We start from the raw sequence: 15,843 nt of genomic DNA on the forward strand, positions 1-15,843 counted from the left end.
ATCCCCTTCATTGAGGGCCGCACAGGCACTATACCAATCTCCCAGATTCTGATGAACCACTATAATACGCGGAGTAGGGACTTCTAGCGGCATATATGATCGAACGACTTTGCGATCCGCCAAAATAGAAAATAGATACATCGAAGGTCCGCTAGTCAGAAACTATAAGCCGGGGGATTCCCATGGTAGGCGTATGACGAATTCACGAAACGAGGGGCAATCTAGCATGAACCACCCGGACCAGGGAACAATCCACCTCTGAGATATGGCAAGCGACCCTGGGGTTCGTCTGCTTGCCCTCCGCTGCGACGCGTTAGCCGACGCATCGACGAATGCCATCGCTGACCTCATCGACTACTTCGATGCAGATCTCATCTACATTATCGAGGAAAAGCTGGATATGCGGACCGCGAGCACCGTCGAGCGTACCGCCTCGTGCCCGGTAATATATACTCGACGTAGCGCGGTTTGCACCGAGACTATTGACGACGTCACCGTCTCCATCGTCAGTTCCCTCGACTTCGTAGGTGGGGCCTCTTCTGCCAGCGGGCACGGAATCCCAGACGGCGCCGACTACGTCATCTGCGATGAGATCCAGACGAGTGCCGACTCAGTCACGATGGATGTCTCGCTCGATGGCCTCGAACACCTCGCTCGCTTTCAGCACCGAACTGACCGAGAGGCAACGTTCCTCACCGGGGCCATGGAGGCCAGTTATGACTTCGTCTGGAAAGCGGACGTCGACGACGAGAGCGTTCGCCTTCCAGTCCGGGGTCTTGCTCCGACCCGCCGGCAAGGGGCACCAGAACTCGCCTGTGTCTCGCTTGATTCAGACGGCCGGATCGGCGTGTCCACGACACCCGCAGATAAATTCGGTCTCCGGGCTCTTTCGGGAGTGGGTAAGGGGACTGCTCCGAAGCTCGCTCAAAACGGGTACGAGACGCGTGACAAAGTCGCAGCCGCGACGGAACGAGAGCTTCGGGAGATTCGAGGCATTGGTGAGTCGAAGGCTCAGAGCATCCGACAGAGCGCCCACGCGCTGTCCGAGGGCTCCGTCATCCGTCTCACGAACGAATCTGTCCCCGCAGCAGAGTACAGCCCACTATTCATTGATATCGAAACGGACAGCCTCAACCCGAGTATCATCTGGCTCATCGGCGTTTACGACCCAGAAGCAGACGAGTACGTGGACTTCATCGATAGGGAACCGTCGCGAGACAACCCGGGAAAAGCCACCCGAGAGTTCGTTACGTGGCTCGCCAGCGAATACGATCGCACGTCACTCATCGCGTGGAACGGCCACGACTTCGATTTCAAACACCTCAGCCGGTTCATTCGAGGATACGCCCCAGAATATGCAGACTACTGGTCGGACTCCGTGTTCGAGTACGACCTGCTGGACTGGGCCGTGCGAAAGGACAACGCCGTCCTCCCGGGCCGGACAAACCGGGTTGAAGACGTCGCCGAAGCCCTCGGGCATGGGCGTGACGCGGCTGCTGCCGCCTTTGACGGGAAATCCTTGGCAAAGACCATCCAGCGGCTCCTCAGATCTCCAGAGCGCGCTCGCGACGTAGACTGGGAGGCAGCCCGGGCATACTGTGAAGCGGACGTCCGTGAGTTGGCCGCAGTTTACGAAGCCATCGCCGAGGCGACGCCCGGCCAAATGCGTGCTGGCGGTCCTGGTGATGAAAACACCACACAGACTGGACTCATGGACTTCTAACAATGCACGACGACCACGACACCGACTACGGCCAGACAGACCTTACGACCAACACGGAGAGCAATACGAGCAACGATGAAGTCGACATCGAGACGGATATCCTCCAGCTGACCGGCGAGGAACTCGAGAGCACCTACCCAAATAACCGCTACTTTGGGCAGGTCCACGAGATATTCGAGATTCCTGCTCGGGAAGAGCAGACCGTTCCAGCAGGAGACGTTCTTCCTCCGGAGATCGCTCGGAGCCTAGAGTTTGATCCGTGGAGTCACCAAGCAGACGCCCTCGAAGTGCTCGATCGGGGTGAAAACGTCTGTGTAGCAACCAGCACGTCCTCCGGGAAGACGCTCGTATACGGCCTTCACATCGCGCGTCAATACCTCGAGGATCCGGAAACGCGGTCACTGATCGTCTATCCGACGAAGGCGCTGAGCCGTGACCAAGAACAGGAACTCAACGAGTTCTTTCGTGACACCCTTGGCCTGGATATCAGTGTCGGTGTCTACGACGGCGATACGAAAAGCGAAGAGAAGTCTCGCATCCGCGATGAGTGCAACGTCGTAATCACGAACTTCGTGGGGCTGAATCAATACCTGGAGAGTCACCACCTGTGGGCAGACTTCCACTCGAACTGCTCACTGGTCGCTATCGATGAAGCACACATGTGGACTGGTCTCGGTGGAATGCACGTCGCCTGGATACTCCGACGTGCACAACGGATCATCGGTTACTACGGCGGAGATCCACAGTACGTTCTCACAACAGCGACTATCGGCAATCCCTCGGAACATGCCCTCGCACTCACCGGAGAACCTGCGGCCGTCGTCGACGAAGACGGTTCGCCGAGGGGCATTCGTCATCTCGTCTTCTGGGATCCCCCCATGAGTGGTGACGACGGTCTTACCGACGAGATCGACTCTCCGCCACTGTCGAAACGTCCGGCAACGGTTGAGGCCCCGGAGGTGTGGGCACACATGTGCCAGAAGAACGTTCAGTCACTCTTGTTCTGTGACTCGCGAAAGCTCACCGAGTTATCCGTCAACCGCGCAAAGCGGTTCATCGGCGATCCAGAGAACCGGTATCAGGGGAGACCAGATCTCGCGGCCTACCACGCTGGACACGGCAAGCAATCACGTCGGGGGACGGAGCACCAGCTCAAGGAAGGCCAGCTCGACGGCGTCTCGACGACGAGTGCCTTAGAAGTCGGGATCAACATCGGCGGCGTCGACGGGACCGTCCTCATGGGGTATCCAGGGTCGCGACAATCGTTCTGGCAGCGGATCGGTCGGTCAGGCAGGGGAACCCGGGATGCGCTCTCTGTATTCGTCCCAAGCCACTCCACGCTCGATCAGTACATCCTCCAGCACCCCGAGTACGTCCTCGAAGAGGACCACGAGAGCGCTGTCGTCGACCTCGACAACAATCCAGTGTACCTGCAGCAACTCGAGTGCGCTGCGCAGGAACTACCGCTGACGCTCGATGACGCAGAGGATTTCGGAGGTGAGGAACGACTAGAGCGTGCCGTCGAGTACGGCCGACGGAACGGCGACCTCGAGGGGTCGCTCGATAGCGGTGTGATGTACGCCCATCGCGACCGCCCACAGGAGGAGATTAGCTTGTATTCCTCCGGTGGAAACGCCTTTGACGTCCGGCTTGCTGGTGACGGCTCGATAGATCATCAGGCGATAGGCCGTGACCGGGCCTATAGAGACTACCACGAGGGTGCAACTGTTCTCCACCAGGGTGAGCAGTACCAGGTCGTCGAACTCCGAGAAGACATCCCTCAGCCGTATATCTCGCTTGAAAAAGCGAATGTGAACTACTACACCCAGTCCCAGGGCCAAGTCAACATTTACGACACCGTCGTCGAAGATTTTCGTGAGGTCGGGCCGTTCACGCTGAATTGGGGGTATGGAACGGTATCGGTCCACTACAGTACGTATCTCAAACGAGAGATCGGGAGTGGGGACGTGCTCGAACTGGGTAATGAAACTGGTGTTCCGCCGTTAGAGATGCGAACCCAGTTGTGTTGGGCTGAGACCCCTACCGACATCGAACAGGCGATGCTCAACAAGCACTCGGAGTATCACAACCCGGAGTGCATCAACCTCCCACCGCGGCTTCACGGATATCTCGGTGGGATTCACGCCGTCGAGCACGCGATGATCGCCGTTTCGCCGCTTGAGCTAAAGGTCGATGGGGGTGACATTGGAGGTCTTGCAACGAATCGTCTACCAGAGAATCCTGAAAAGAGCGGATGGTTCATCTACGACGGTATCGAGGGGGGTCTCGGGTTTTCGCGGTCGATATATGAACACTTCGAAGACGTGGCACAACGCGCCCACGACCTCATCGTCGACTGCTCATGCGGTCGCGATGAAGGATGTCCCGCCTGTACGATGGACGACCGGTGCGGAAACGATAATCGTCCGTTGTATTCTCCTGCAGCCGCAGACGTACTTGAACATCTCCTCGGTGATCAGGATGAGGAGGATCTCGCTGAGAATCTGCCGGACACAGAGAGTGAAGTGACGCCCATCGATGAACAGCGACCCCCTGCCTCAATCTCATGATCAGCATCCCTCCGTGGCCCAAAATACGCCGATGCCGGCTTGCCAGATCCATGCTCCGGACGCTTTGGTCAGCAAACGGTGCTGTCTCGCGATCGAGGAACCAGCAGTCAATACGAGCAGCCGCTCTCCCTCGTGCAACTCGCAGGTTGAACGGGACCAAGTCTGGAATGTCAGAGGTAAATGAACGACCCGACAGCCACGCTGCACTCCCTCAATACGATAGTTTCGGCTTCGACTCTTGGTTGTCAGATGCCACTGGAGCCGTCCTGGAGGGGGCCAGACGTCCGAATCCAGAAAGAAGAGGCGGAAGGTTCTCATGCGGGTCACATGACCGAACTGTGGTTTCAGCTTCACACCGAGGGAGGTAACCATGTCTAGCTACGATCCAGACGACTCTATGCCACCACGACAAGACGAGGAATGGGACAACATTCGGCTTCCCGAGAGTGAAGATCAACAGCGTGTGATTACCCCCGCTCGAATCGGGGAGTACATCGGATTCGAGCAGTGTCCTCGCTATTTTAAACACTCCGTACAGGATATCGAGTCTTCCCGTTACCACGATGGCGACGACTTTCAGGAATCTTTTCAGCCGCTCAATATCCTCCTGACGAAGGCTGGGGAAGAGTTTGAAGAGCGTGTTTGTGACGAAATCCTCTCCTCAGAGGACGCGCTCGTCGATCTCGCGAGAGACGCTGAAAACTTCGCACCAGATGACGATGCGATCATAGAAGTCCTGAGAACGGCATGCGAGGAACCGGCAGCCCCGGACGAGCCAACTGTACTTTATCAGGCTAGCTTCGTGGATAATATCGGCGACTGGCATGTCGCCGGTGACGCGGACCTCATTCTTGTCTGGTCGACTCCGGATGGCGCAAAAGCACGCGTACTTGACGTCAAGAGTGCGCAGGAGGAGAAGTCCTACCACCAAATTCAGGCCGCGACCTACGTTGACTTGTTGAGGAGGCTCATCGACGAGTCTCAGAGACTAAATGAGGATGCCATTACTTGCGAAGGTGGGATCATCACTCGGGCAGATTCATACACGCCGCCTTCTCCAGAGAACGTCCCCCGTTTCGACGTAGAACCTAGAATCATCGATGTTCGTCGACTGCTAGCGCCGGACGGAGAGCTTGACAAACTCGCCGACAAACCGTTTGAGGAGGTTCCGTACCAGCTCAATGATAAATGTGCCAATTGTGCGTACAACGAGAGCTGTCTAACAGATGCTTACGAGGACGGCCACCTGAGGCTCTTGGGACTATCGCCGGCCCAGCAAGCAACGCTTGAGGAACACGGAATCGAGACGGTCGACGACCTTGCAGATATCGCCAGGCCGCCTGATCCCGAAGACTGGTATCCAACGGAGTACAGAAGTCCCACTTTTGAACGAGAAGAGTACCGTGAGTTGAAGGCTACCCCGGGAATTGGAGAGGAGTTCCCCACGCTCCTCTACCGAGCGAAGGCAATGGCCGATTACTTGGACCCAGATGGTGGAGAGATCATCGATCGATTCGTCCCGTGGATTCCCAGTACGGGACGATGCCCACTCCCAGAAGATGAACCCCCCGAAGACACGAATATAGCTCACGACTGGCTCCACGGTTCCATGGTCCGGGTGTATCTGAACATCCAGGTAGACCATCTCCGAGATCGGTTACTTCAGTTGAGTGCTCGCGTATCTGCTACGGCGAGTGAAGCGGAGAGTCAGCGTATTTCCGTCGTTTCACAGGGGGCGCCCGACGGTGCCTCTCAATCACAGGCTGCTGAAAAAGAATTGCTTGAGACGTTCATAACGCGCCTCTATGACGCCATTCGGGCAATATGCGAGGGAATCGAATTTTCTGGGATTGATCAGTCAGATCCCCCTCTCCACTTCTATCTCTATACGGGAATGGAGCGGACCGCTTTAGAAGACGCTTTTGACCGACATACGACCCCGGTTATTAATTCGTTCCAGTCCATGCTCGAAGGATCACCGGGACACGATAGCCCGATGGTGTCTCGACTACGTCCTTCAGTAGATACGCACACCGCTGTCCCCGCTCCTTCTCCGGGACTGCTCCCAGCGTACGACCACCTCTCTCCTGTTTCGGATGACGTATATCGCAAATCGAGAGACAGCGACGAATGGTCATATACCCCCGATAGTACGGACGAAGCCGAGTCGATCCACCTGCGGTCGGTCTTCAGTTACCGTCTGTTCGATTATAGCGTCACGGGCGAGAAGCGGTCTGATCCGGGGGTTAAGATTGACCCGACAGAACGAGACTTCATTCACGGGATCCCTACGAAAGTCCGTTATGGAGCAGAGATCCCACTTGGATACCTCTGGTCTGCTGTCGGGCGTATCAATGATGAGTGGGTTGAAGAAGTAAAATCGAAATACGACATCGCTGGGCGTGAATTGGCTCGATACCGATATCACGATATCCGAACCAAGGACCGGGAAATTGACTCCGAAGATATTCGAGCCCTTGGCCGACACTTCTGCGATGCCCTGGAACACGTTGAACGCTCTCTAAACAGTCGTGACGCGGTACTCAACAAGGATCCCTATCCGATGGGACGATTGGCCGTCGATGCCTACTCACCACCATCACTCGCAGCAGCTTGTCACCGGTATCTTTGGATAGAACATACAGCCCAACGAAAGGAAGAGTATGACCACTATCGAAAGCTTCCGACTCAGCGGATGTTGTCCGGAAAATCGATCCCCGTTTCGATCAACAAAGTCGAAGAGAAGAACAGTCGCACGCTTCACGTCGAAGGAGTAGTTCGATTTGATCTGCCGTTTCTCAGGAACGAAGAAGAAATCCGACGCGCGTGTCGGCAAAAGGGGAGTGAGGGGTCTTCGAGCGGGTCTTGGATGGTGGCGAATCCCTACGACTTCGGTCGATTGGATACCGAGACCACACAGCCATACGAAATTGAATCGGGCGTTCAGGTAACGCTGGAAACCTTAGATCTGGATAGTAGAGCCATCTCCTTCGATGCACACAACTTCTACGGCGAGGGCGACGATTTCGGCCGGACGCACGATAAATGGACTACTGAAGAAAAATACGACACGTCAGACAGTAATCGGACCTACTTCGCTAATGGTGAACAGGTCATTCTTGACCCGCAAACGGACGATATCACAGCTGGACGAGCCAAAGCTGCATTAGAGCATGCGGACACAAACGAACTTCATGAAGTGCTAGAAGCTGTTCGGTTTGAAAACGAGCTTTCGCCCAAAGCCAGCGGTATCAGCGATAATGGGTTGGATACGTTCGCGGACTGGCTCTCTGAGTCGTTTGGTCCTGACTCACTCCCGAGTGATGAGCAGCGAGCATTCATTACGGAGGGCACTGCACAAATCGTCGGTCTCCAGGGGCCTCCTGGAACGGGAAAGACTGCCGGTGCGTTCGCACCGGGATTGTGCGCGCGAATGTATGCCGCAGCTGCCAATAACGCTCACTTCGCTGGGCTCGTGACCGCCCCATCGAATACCGCGATAGACGAACTCCTCGAGGATGTCGCGGAGACGATGACCGACGCGGAACAGGCGTCTGGGAAGGATACCTCGCAGCTCAAAGCGTCGCTCGAGAATGCTCATCTCGTCCGCATAGCCAACGACGAGCCAGAAAATGCGCCAGAAAACGTCACTTATATCGACTACAACGATTCAGATGATGCAGAGAAGTTGGAACAACTTCGAGAGTGGGTGACCTCCGGCGGCAGTGCTTCAAGCGAAACAGGCTCGGGTGGACAGTCGAGGCTGAGTAACTTCGGTGCTGTCGCAAACGACGATAGTGACGCCGACGAGTCCGTACAAACGCTCGTATTCGCTACACCAGGGCGTGCATGGCGTCTAGTGAGCAAGTTATGTCCTGACTCTGAAGACGAGGAAACTGCTGATCAAGGGTACTGGGATGTGCTTGCAGCCGACGAAGCCTCGATGCTCACGCTCCCTAATTTCCTTCTAGCAGGAAGCGCACTCGCCCCGGGAGGGCAAGTATTGGTCGGGGGCGACCACCGGCAACTCCCGCCTGTACAGAAGCACGACTGGGATGATGAATCCCGAAGGGACATCCGTGCGACGGTTCCCTACCTGTCTGCTCTCGATTATCTTCGTCTTCTACGCGGGGAAGACGACGTCTTGGATGAGGAGCGGCAGAGTGAGTGGGAGCACGAACATCGGGCGTCCACCGAGGCCACCGGCATTCCTTTCTTCCGATTGTCCAGAACCTACCGATTTGGGTCGACAACGGCGGACCTGACTCGACAGACCGTGTACAAAGCGGACGGCATTGACTACGAATCGGGACGGGAATCGGCACCCGTGGAAGTCTCTGATGCCGACTTACCGAGACCAGTGGATGCTATCCTGGGAGATGCATCTGTGACACTAGTTACGTACCAAAGTGATGAGCATTTCCAGCAGTGGAATCCAATCGAAGCAGCACTAGCGACGAGGATCCTCGAGGGGCGCAATAATACCACGTCTGCAGGAGTCGTCACACCACACAATGCACAACGGAGTAGGGTGACAGCTCTACTCGAAGATGCGAAACTCACCAACGAAGACAAGAGTGAGATCGCGGTAGAGACAGTAAATCGCTTCCAGGGAGGCGAGCAGGATCTGATGGTCGTGAGTGCGACCGTTTCTGACCCACAATATATCTCTAAAGAGAGCGACTTCTTGCTAAGTCAGAACCGTGTCAACGTATCACTTACCCGCCATCGCGATAAGCTAGTAATCATCGCCCCGGAAACACTCTTGGGCTATATTCCAGCAGATCCGGACCTCTACGACGAGACGCTCATCTGGAAAGAGATCGGGATAGGTAGTGGTGAAGCACCAACAAAACGTGGTAAAAATCCGATATGGAGTGGGACGCTCAGTGAAATTCTCAGTACAGGGCTACCGTCGTCTATCGATGAAGATCCGCAAATTTATGCCTATACATATGAGAACCTCCAATAAGGGAAGGACCTCATTCAAACATTCTAAATTATATTTAGGTTGTCATTGAGGATCAGACGGTACAGATTAAATATAGCGTGCAATAGGCCCGGTACCCTTAACCAGTCATCAAAGAGGAAGTATCTGTTCTTGAGGTATAATCAGACCTCTGTATAGCCTGTTCGGATTCCAAACGTATCAAGAGTAGTTAGTCGAGATGGGGAGAAACTGCTCTTTCAAGATCAAGGTTTTCACGTCTCGAGTGACGAGTGTCTTGATTAAAGTGATATAAGCTTCAGGCCGTTCGGTCATCGCCGCGTGTCCGGTTCGCTCGAGCCGACAGAATACACTCTCGGGAATCCGACGCGCCGTGTTACGTCCTACTTCCACGGGAACGATCCCGTCTGCAGGCCCGTGAATGACCTGTGTCGGGACATCGATCTAGTCCATCGTGCTCTGACCGTCGTACCCCCAGAATGCCTCGGAAACGGTCGTCCATGCCGATCACCGATTCGGTAACGATTCGATTGCAGGAAATCCTCGATCACAGCCCTCGATGTATCCTCGTGGAAGCCCACAGTGTAGGCTAGTTGCCGGATGAGCCCGTCGTTAACAGGTCCTCGATAGAGGCGAAGTACGAGAAACAGACATAACAATAGTTTTCCTACGACGGTCTCGTCGGCGAAGCGCTCGACTGCCTGCTCCGCTCGCTTCTGGACTGCGTCGACGTTCATCGTGGTCGGCCCCCCATCGCGCATCAGGACATCACCGTCGACGAGAACCGTCTCAACGTCTGCCGGTGCAGCGTTGTTCACCACGTGAGCGGGTATGTTCGTCAGCGGGGTGAACTTCGGCTTGTCGACGTTGAGGACAAGTAGATCCGCCCGCTTGTCCGGTTCAATGCTCCCGATCTCGTCGCCGATACTGAGGGCACGAGCCCCCCTCAATCGTAAGTATTCGGACGAGCTCCATCAAAGAATACTGGCCGGTCGCCGCTTGACGTTGGCCGCGAGGCGGGCCTGCCGTGCTTCACCGAACATGCTGTAGGAGTCGTGCCAGTAGTGATCGTCGATGCCCAGCCCGACGCCGACGCCCGCTGCCCGGAGTTCGGGGACGGGGTCCACTGCATCTCGGCGTCTGGATTCCAGTAGGCGAACACCGACGGGCAGTGTGCGACGGACGCCTCCGCCTCGGTTGTGGGTGTAATGTCTTCGTCGTCAGCGACGCGAAAGTGAGCGGCGACCAAGCGGTCGTCGAGGAGCGCAGGCTCGGGCAGACCCAAACGGGGTACAAGGAGTCGGCCGTCGAGCAGCTCCAGCAGCATCACACGACGACGGTCACCTATGCCGGCGACATCAACGTCACGTATAACAAGACCTGCGAGCCAAACCACGCGGATATCTCCGTCCAGTCGATCGAACCGGTGTATCCCCCGGAAGTTCGGCACACGACCGAGCTCCAGGAGTACACCTACCCCTACGAATACTACGCGGCAGGCCGGTCACGAATAATCGCCGAGGACGGGATCCATCGGTGCGTCCACTGTGACGCGAACGGTGGCGACGAGACATACGCCTACTGTCCGAACTGTGGGGATATCGCCTGCCCCAGCCACACCAAAACGGAGCGACTGGAAGGCGAACCAGTCTGTACGGGCTGTGCGGTGGCGGAACGGTTCGGGTTGAAGACGAAGTACTTTTACGACGGTTAGAACCTTGAGGCGTTCCGCGAAGAGTACGCCGAGATGCCGCTTCACGAGAAAGCGTTGGAGAACAAGTTCCTGGCCGGCGGGATCATCTGAGCGGGTTCGGTATTTTGTCGACCCAGCGACCGTTCCTTTGAGTCTTTTCTAAAGTGTTGCTGATCAATTCACGCATTCTACGATCTACCGGATCTCATACTACGCTCATTCCCATGAGGAATTGAATCGCTCCCTAGCGCGATATACAGTGTGGGTTTACTGGTCACTCCCTGTTCGAGATTATCGATTTGGGCGCTCTCAGCTGCCTTAGGTACCAGTCGCCGATTCACTTCTGATCGATCTCATCGCCGCAGCCCTCATACGCTATCCCTCTCCGCTCTGCGGCACACCTCGATGCGATTTTCCCCGGCACGCTGACGGTCATATCCGCTAACACTCGCACACCTGACAAAGGATTTATAGTGGCTGCGTGTCATCCTGACGAGTCACCATGGGAATAATCACTGACATCATCACCCTTCCGTTCAAGATTATCGAAGCGATCTTCAAGCTCATCGCAGCCACAATAGACGCCGTGTTCGCGTTAGTGGGTGCTATATTCGATATCACATTTGCGCTCATAGACGGAGCTTTCCGGCTTTGTGCGTTTCTCTTGTTTCTCCCTTTCAAGATCCTTGGAGCATTGCTTCCACCCTATGGCACGAGTAGTGGGAGCGATTCGAATGGCCGGAAGGGCCGCGCGAAGTGACTGCTTCTGACTTTGAATACGGGCCTTGCTATCTCGTAAGAGGCGGTCGCTCTTTCAGTCGCTGACTAAGGCGACCGGAATCGGTATCCCGTCAATATGTCTTTCGCAGTCGTGTTTGTGCTGCGGGCCTGCGACGTAAGGTAACGCTCCACAAGCCTTGCAATAGCCTGAGTGGGCCTGGTCCGTGTGATAGAGCGGCAGCGGAGCGTGGTACTCACAGCTTGAGTCGTGGTGTGACCCCTCAGAGTCAGGTTTCGATTTACAAGATGAGCAGGCAACGTCGTAGTTGCTGGCGGTAACACTCCATGTCGCGATCGCGGGGATGCCCCGCGGGCAACTCCCTTCGTGATGGAACCCAGACACTGCGGGCCGGGCCTCGCAGTGTCGACAGTCAGAGTTGTGGGCATTTTCGGTGTCCAGTTTGAGGTATGCGTAGTGGAACTGACATTCGTCTTCGTGGTGAGGGCCGTCAGCGATCGGGGAGACTGAACAATCACTACAGCTTGATGTATAGTCGTCAGCGTCAGTCACAGACAGCGGAATGAGCGTTGTCGAGACGAAATGCAGTAGTAATGCCTTCTGCTCTCGCTCTGTGAGTGCACTATCGCTCCCAGAACTGCCCCCCTTCGGGCTGTTATCCGGAGATTGCAACGGCTCGCTCGGTGCGTGGAATGAGTTTACCTCCGATTGTGCTGTGTCAAACGCTGACATTCCGTTTTCGAGCGGGTCTATTCTATCGTTCACGAACGGATCATCGGGTGATAGTCCGACTGAGCTACCCATCAAAGATTCATCCTCGTAAGCAGCTGCAACACGGCGTCGCTCACGATTGGCTAGTTCTTCTTGGGCTAGGTCCTCCACAATCGGTCGGAACTGGGGATCATTCATCTGATGCCCCAAGGTCTGATGATTGACCCTCCCGAACTGGTCCAGTCGATTGAGCTCGAAATCACTAAGCGTCCCCAGATCGTTCCGTATCGACTGTTTAAATGTCATATGTGACTGGTTGCGTTACAATACTAAATCATTTTGGGCGAACCGACTTCCCCTGATTTTCTACCCCGATAATCGAATTGCTGACCTGTTGTTCAAGCCGTTTGACTACGTCCGCCGGTGCCTCTTCCGTCGGGATTGTCTGTATCTGTGACCGTAGCTCGCCATACAACGCTTCGACCCCATATTCCGTCATTACATCGTTGATGGTGGTTGGGCGCTTCCCGTTCGCATACCACCATGCCACCGCCCAGTGTGAGAGGCAGAACGTGAGCGAGCGGAGTGAGCAAGCATGTCGCTCTTGCTGTCGGAGATGCCGTGCTTGCTGGAATTCGCTGAGGGCCTCTGACATATTATAGTGGACTGTGTGTTGGGAGAGTTCAGTCTCGAATAGTGTGTTCCGTAATGCATCAAGCTCCCACTGGCTCCCATAGGAAACTTCACCCGTGAGCAGGGGCTCGGTCGCATATACTGGGTCCAACGTGCGGATGTACTGATTCAGTTCTTGTATCGAGAGCCGAGTGACATCCCAGTGGGCCAATTCAAAGTTTTTACGTCGCTCCTTCGACCGATAGAGCGCTACTAGATCGTGATCGTTCGGTGCTAATTTCTCTGTTATCCAAGACCCGTACCGAAGGATCAACGCTGCGCCCTCCTCGATGAGGTACCCCTCGATCTCTGACTTTGGCTGCATACACAAGGGCTCGGCTGTGCCCTCTTAGAAGATGTGTCCGTGATGAATCTGAAGAGAGGGAATTCCAAACAAGCAGACACCACACTTCTATGCGAAATATCCAATCCTGCTCACCCAGTCGTAGATCGCGAACAGTCCAAAAGAGATGAGATATCCCACTGCTCCTGAGATCCATACGACTGGTGGAAAGTCAAAATACAGACCGATTGCGGTGTAAAGGAGGGCTATTGGTAATATCTGGAAAGAACCTACTGTCGCGACACCACTGATTATTGTCACAAGTATGCCTGTTTCCATTTCGACCGCATCAGAGATACTTTGTAGGTCGCTGTTACTGAGTCTTGACGAACTATACATTGCTAGCGAGAGATAGAGGAGGGGTATCGAAATCGGAGGCTGCAGTCGAATTGAACCAAAGAGCAACATCGTCCCGGCACCAGAGCACACCGGTAGTGGGAGCAGCGAAATGACTATTTCTCTCCAAGGGCTCTCAGTACTATAATGTCGAACCCGCCCCGCGGGATTATCCTCCGACGTCCAGTCCAAATAGTTGGGCCACTGCCAGTAATTGACTTGTATGATCTCCGCTCCCGTTAGCAGACACCCTAGTGCATGCGATAACTCATGTAGAACGGTTCCGGGCAGAAAGACTAACATACATATCGTTCGTCCCAAATCGAGGAATTTGAGACCGCCGCGATAGAATGTCTGCCACATTTTGCTGAGATACCTTCATTCATAGAGTGTTTATCTGTTCGGATTCCGGAACCAGTCTCGGAGCTACCTATCGTTGGCTAACCTCGAACTCACTGCCTCAGAAATCCCCTTATCAGTGATAGCTGAGCGTAGGTAGTCGTAGTGATTAGGGAACGTGTCTGCCTGTCCGGGCGGCTTGCAACCCTCCGAATGCCCAATCACCCACACGAAACGTCGACATCCTCCACATGGAGGGTTCCATTCTGGTTGATAGAAACGCTCGAGACCCCCGCGTCACCGGGGTTGTGTACGTACGAATGCCCTCTGGTAGTCGGGATCGCTGTCAGTCCGCGTTGGTGGGTGTGTCCAGAGAGACAGGCGTCGACACCAGCCGCCGCCAGTGCAACCCGAAGCGCTACGGAGCCGAAATGGTAGTCTCCATCGTGCGAGTGCTGTCCGCGGATGTCGAACGGTACATTGAATGGAGAGATGTGGCTTGTAACGACGGTCGGGCTGTTGACTCCCTCTACTAATTCGATGAGCGTCTCAAAGCGGGCATCGAGCAGAGTGAGCGACGTCTCGAACGAGGGGTTCGTCGCCTCGGTACCAAGTTTGTGTGCGAGGTTCGTTTCGGACAGGTCGCCGGCGAGGTATTCCCCTACCGCACGGAGAAGAGTGCTTGCGACGGTATCTGGCGTCCGTGCCTCGCCTTCGATTGGGATGTCTGGATAGTCAGGGGACAGCAGGGCTGGCGTGAAGTCGAACTGCTCACAGCCCCAACCGGCAACGGAGAGCGACCAGTCTGCCCCTACGACCACGTTTCGAGTAACGCCGTGAAGTGGATGGATATTCGTGAGTCCCTCGCTCAGCCGCCGGGTGCAGTCGACAGGGTCGTGGTTCCCAGGTACTGCGAGTACTGGAACTCCCTGCTCATCGAGACGCTCGAGGAATACCCGGCCCTGTTCTTCGTAGGCTTCACCAGCCGACACAGACTTGGCATGCTCGCGGTTCTCGTCGACCACGTCACCGAGAGACAGCACGATGTCGTGTGTTTCGACCGGGAGCTCTGCAACTGCATATTGCGCTCCTGTGGGGCGGAGGTGCAAATCAGAGATGATCAGCAAGTCAACGGTAGGGCCCTCGACACTGCAGATCGGTTCGGGGCTCGATTCAGTCATTTGCCTTCAGGGCGTTCTCAGCGGTGGTTCGGTCGGGGAATCGTTCGCCGTAGGCCATATAGTCGACTAATCTGTCGGCCGCCAGCGGTCGGTAGTCCAGTAGCTCAACCGAGAAATTGATACGTCGAGTATCGTGGTCGATGAAGGGGTACTGGTCCGGCCAGTTGTTGTGGTGGTGGCCGTGAAGTAGCCACCCATTCCAGTTCGAGGGGCCATCCGCTGGATCGTGGATGGCGTGGAACGGGATTCCACGGTGCTCGAACCGAAACTCTTCCACAAACTGGACCCCGTCCCGCTCTTCTAGTATGATACCGTCGTGGTTACCCAGTACGAAGACGATCTCGCCGTTGAGTTCGTCCAGCCAGTCCAGTAGGGCCGGAGCTGACGTCCGAATAGTCAAATCGCCACCGTACAGAACCTCGTCATCTGGGTCGACTACGTCATTCCAATGCTCGACCAGCGCCTCGTTCATCTCCTCGACTGAGCTGAACGGTCGGTCGCAGTAGTTGATGATATTGTCGTGGTCAAGGTGAAGATCCGAGATGAGATAGTCCATGGTTTGCTCGTTGCCGAGTGACTACTCGAAAT

At 55.5% G+C, this 15,843-nt stretch carries 7 protein-coding genes and 2 pseudogenes; 5 read left to right on the top strand and 4 right to left on the bottom strand.

Going from position 1 to position 15,843, the window contains the following annotated elements; genetic code table 11:
- The first annotated feature begins 265 nt into the window (after positions 1-265).
- The 3 genes from ACMGFH_RS10345 (at position 266) to ACMGFH_RS10355 (ending at position 9,265) form a co-directional block, all read left to right on the top strand.
- The gene (locus ACMGFH_RS10345) at positions 266-1,723 is read left to right on the top strand and encodes a ribonuclease H-like domain-containing protein (RefSeq protein WP_415383031.1); all 1,458 of its coding nucleotides are present in this window, start codon (positions 266-268) and stop codon (positions 1,721-1,723) included.
- A gap of 2 nt (positions 1,724-1,725) precedes the next feature.
- Positions 1,726-4,293: a DEAD/DEAH box helicase gene (locus tag ACMGFH_RS10350; RefSeq protein ID WP_415383033.1), complete on the top strand. Its 2,568-nt coding sequence runs from the start codon at positions 1,726-1,728 to the stop codon at positions 4,291-4,293.
- Positions 4,294-4,663: 370 nt separating this feature from the next.
- A complete protein-coding gene (locus ACMGFH_RS10355; protein ID WP_415383034.1) occupies positions 4,664-9,265 on the top strand; it encodes an AAA domain-containing protein in 4,602 nt (1,533 codons plus the stop codon).
- A 650-nt stretch (positions 9,266-9,915) separates the two neighbouring features.
- Here the strand turns inward: ACMGFH_RS10355 and ACMGFH_RS10360 are convergent.
- Positions 9,916-10,520 (bottom strand): annotated as a pseudogene (locus ACMGFH_RS10360) (amidohydrolase family protein); the annotation flags it as partial.
- Here ACMGFH_RS10360 and ACMGFH_RS10365 point away from each other — a divergent pair.
- Positions 10,497-11,045 (top strand): annotated as a pseudogene (locus tag ACMGFH_RS10365) (restriction endonuclease); the annotation flags it as partial. The pseudogenes ACMGFH_RS10360 and ACMGFH_RS10365 sit on opposite strands and share 24 nt — an antisense overlap.
- A 391-nt stretch (positions 11,046-11,436) precedes the next feature.
- Entirely contained in the window at positions 11,437-11,694 is a 258-nt protein-coding gene (locus tag ACMGFH_RS10370) for a hypothetical protein (protein WP_415383035.1), read from the top strand.
- A 1,024-nt stretch (positions 11,695-12,718) separates the two neighbouring features.
- Here the strand turns inward: ACMGFH_RS10370 and ACMGFH_RS10375 are convergent.
- The 3 genes from ACMGFH_RS10375 to ACMGFH_RS10385 form a co-directional block, all read right to left on the bottom strand.
- Positions 12,719-13,381: a hypothetical protein gene (locus tag ACMGFH_RS10375; RefSeq protein ID WP_415383036.1), complete on the bottom strand. Its 663-nt coding sequence runs from the start codon at positions 13,379-13,381 to the stop codon at positions 12,719-12,721.
- A gap of 914 nt (positions 13,382-14,295) precedes the next feature.
- On the bottom strand, positions 14,296-15,255 hold the full coding sequence (locus tag ACMGFH_RS10380) for a metallophosphoesterase family protein (protein WP_415383037.1): 960 nt from the start codon (positions 15,253-15,255) through the stop codon (positions 14,296-14,298).
- Positions 15,248-15,811: a hypothetical protein gene (locus ACMGFH_RS10385; RefSeq protein WP_415383038.1), complete on the bottom strand. Its 564-nt coding sequence runs from the start codon at positions 15,809-15,811 to the stop codon at positions 15,248-15,250. The genes ACMGFH_RS10380 and ACMGFH_RS10385 overlap by 8 nt, the downstream gene beginning before the upstream one ends.
- Between the last annotated feature and the right edge of the window lie 32 nt (positions 15,812-15,843).

Origin of the sequence: Halosimplex rarum (assembly GCF_047715405.1) — an archaeon.
Taxonomy (GTDB): Archaea; Halobacteriota; Halobacteria; order Halobacteriales; family Haloarculaceae; genus Halosimplex; species Halosimplex rarum.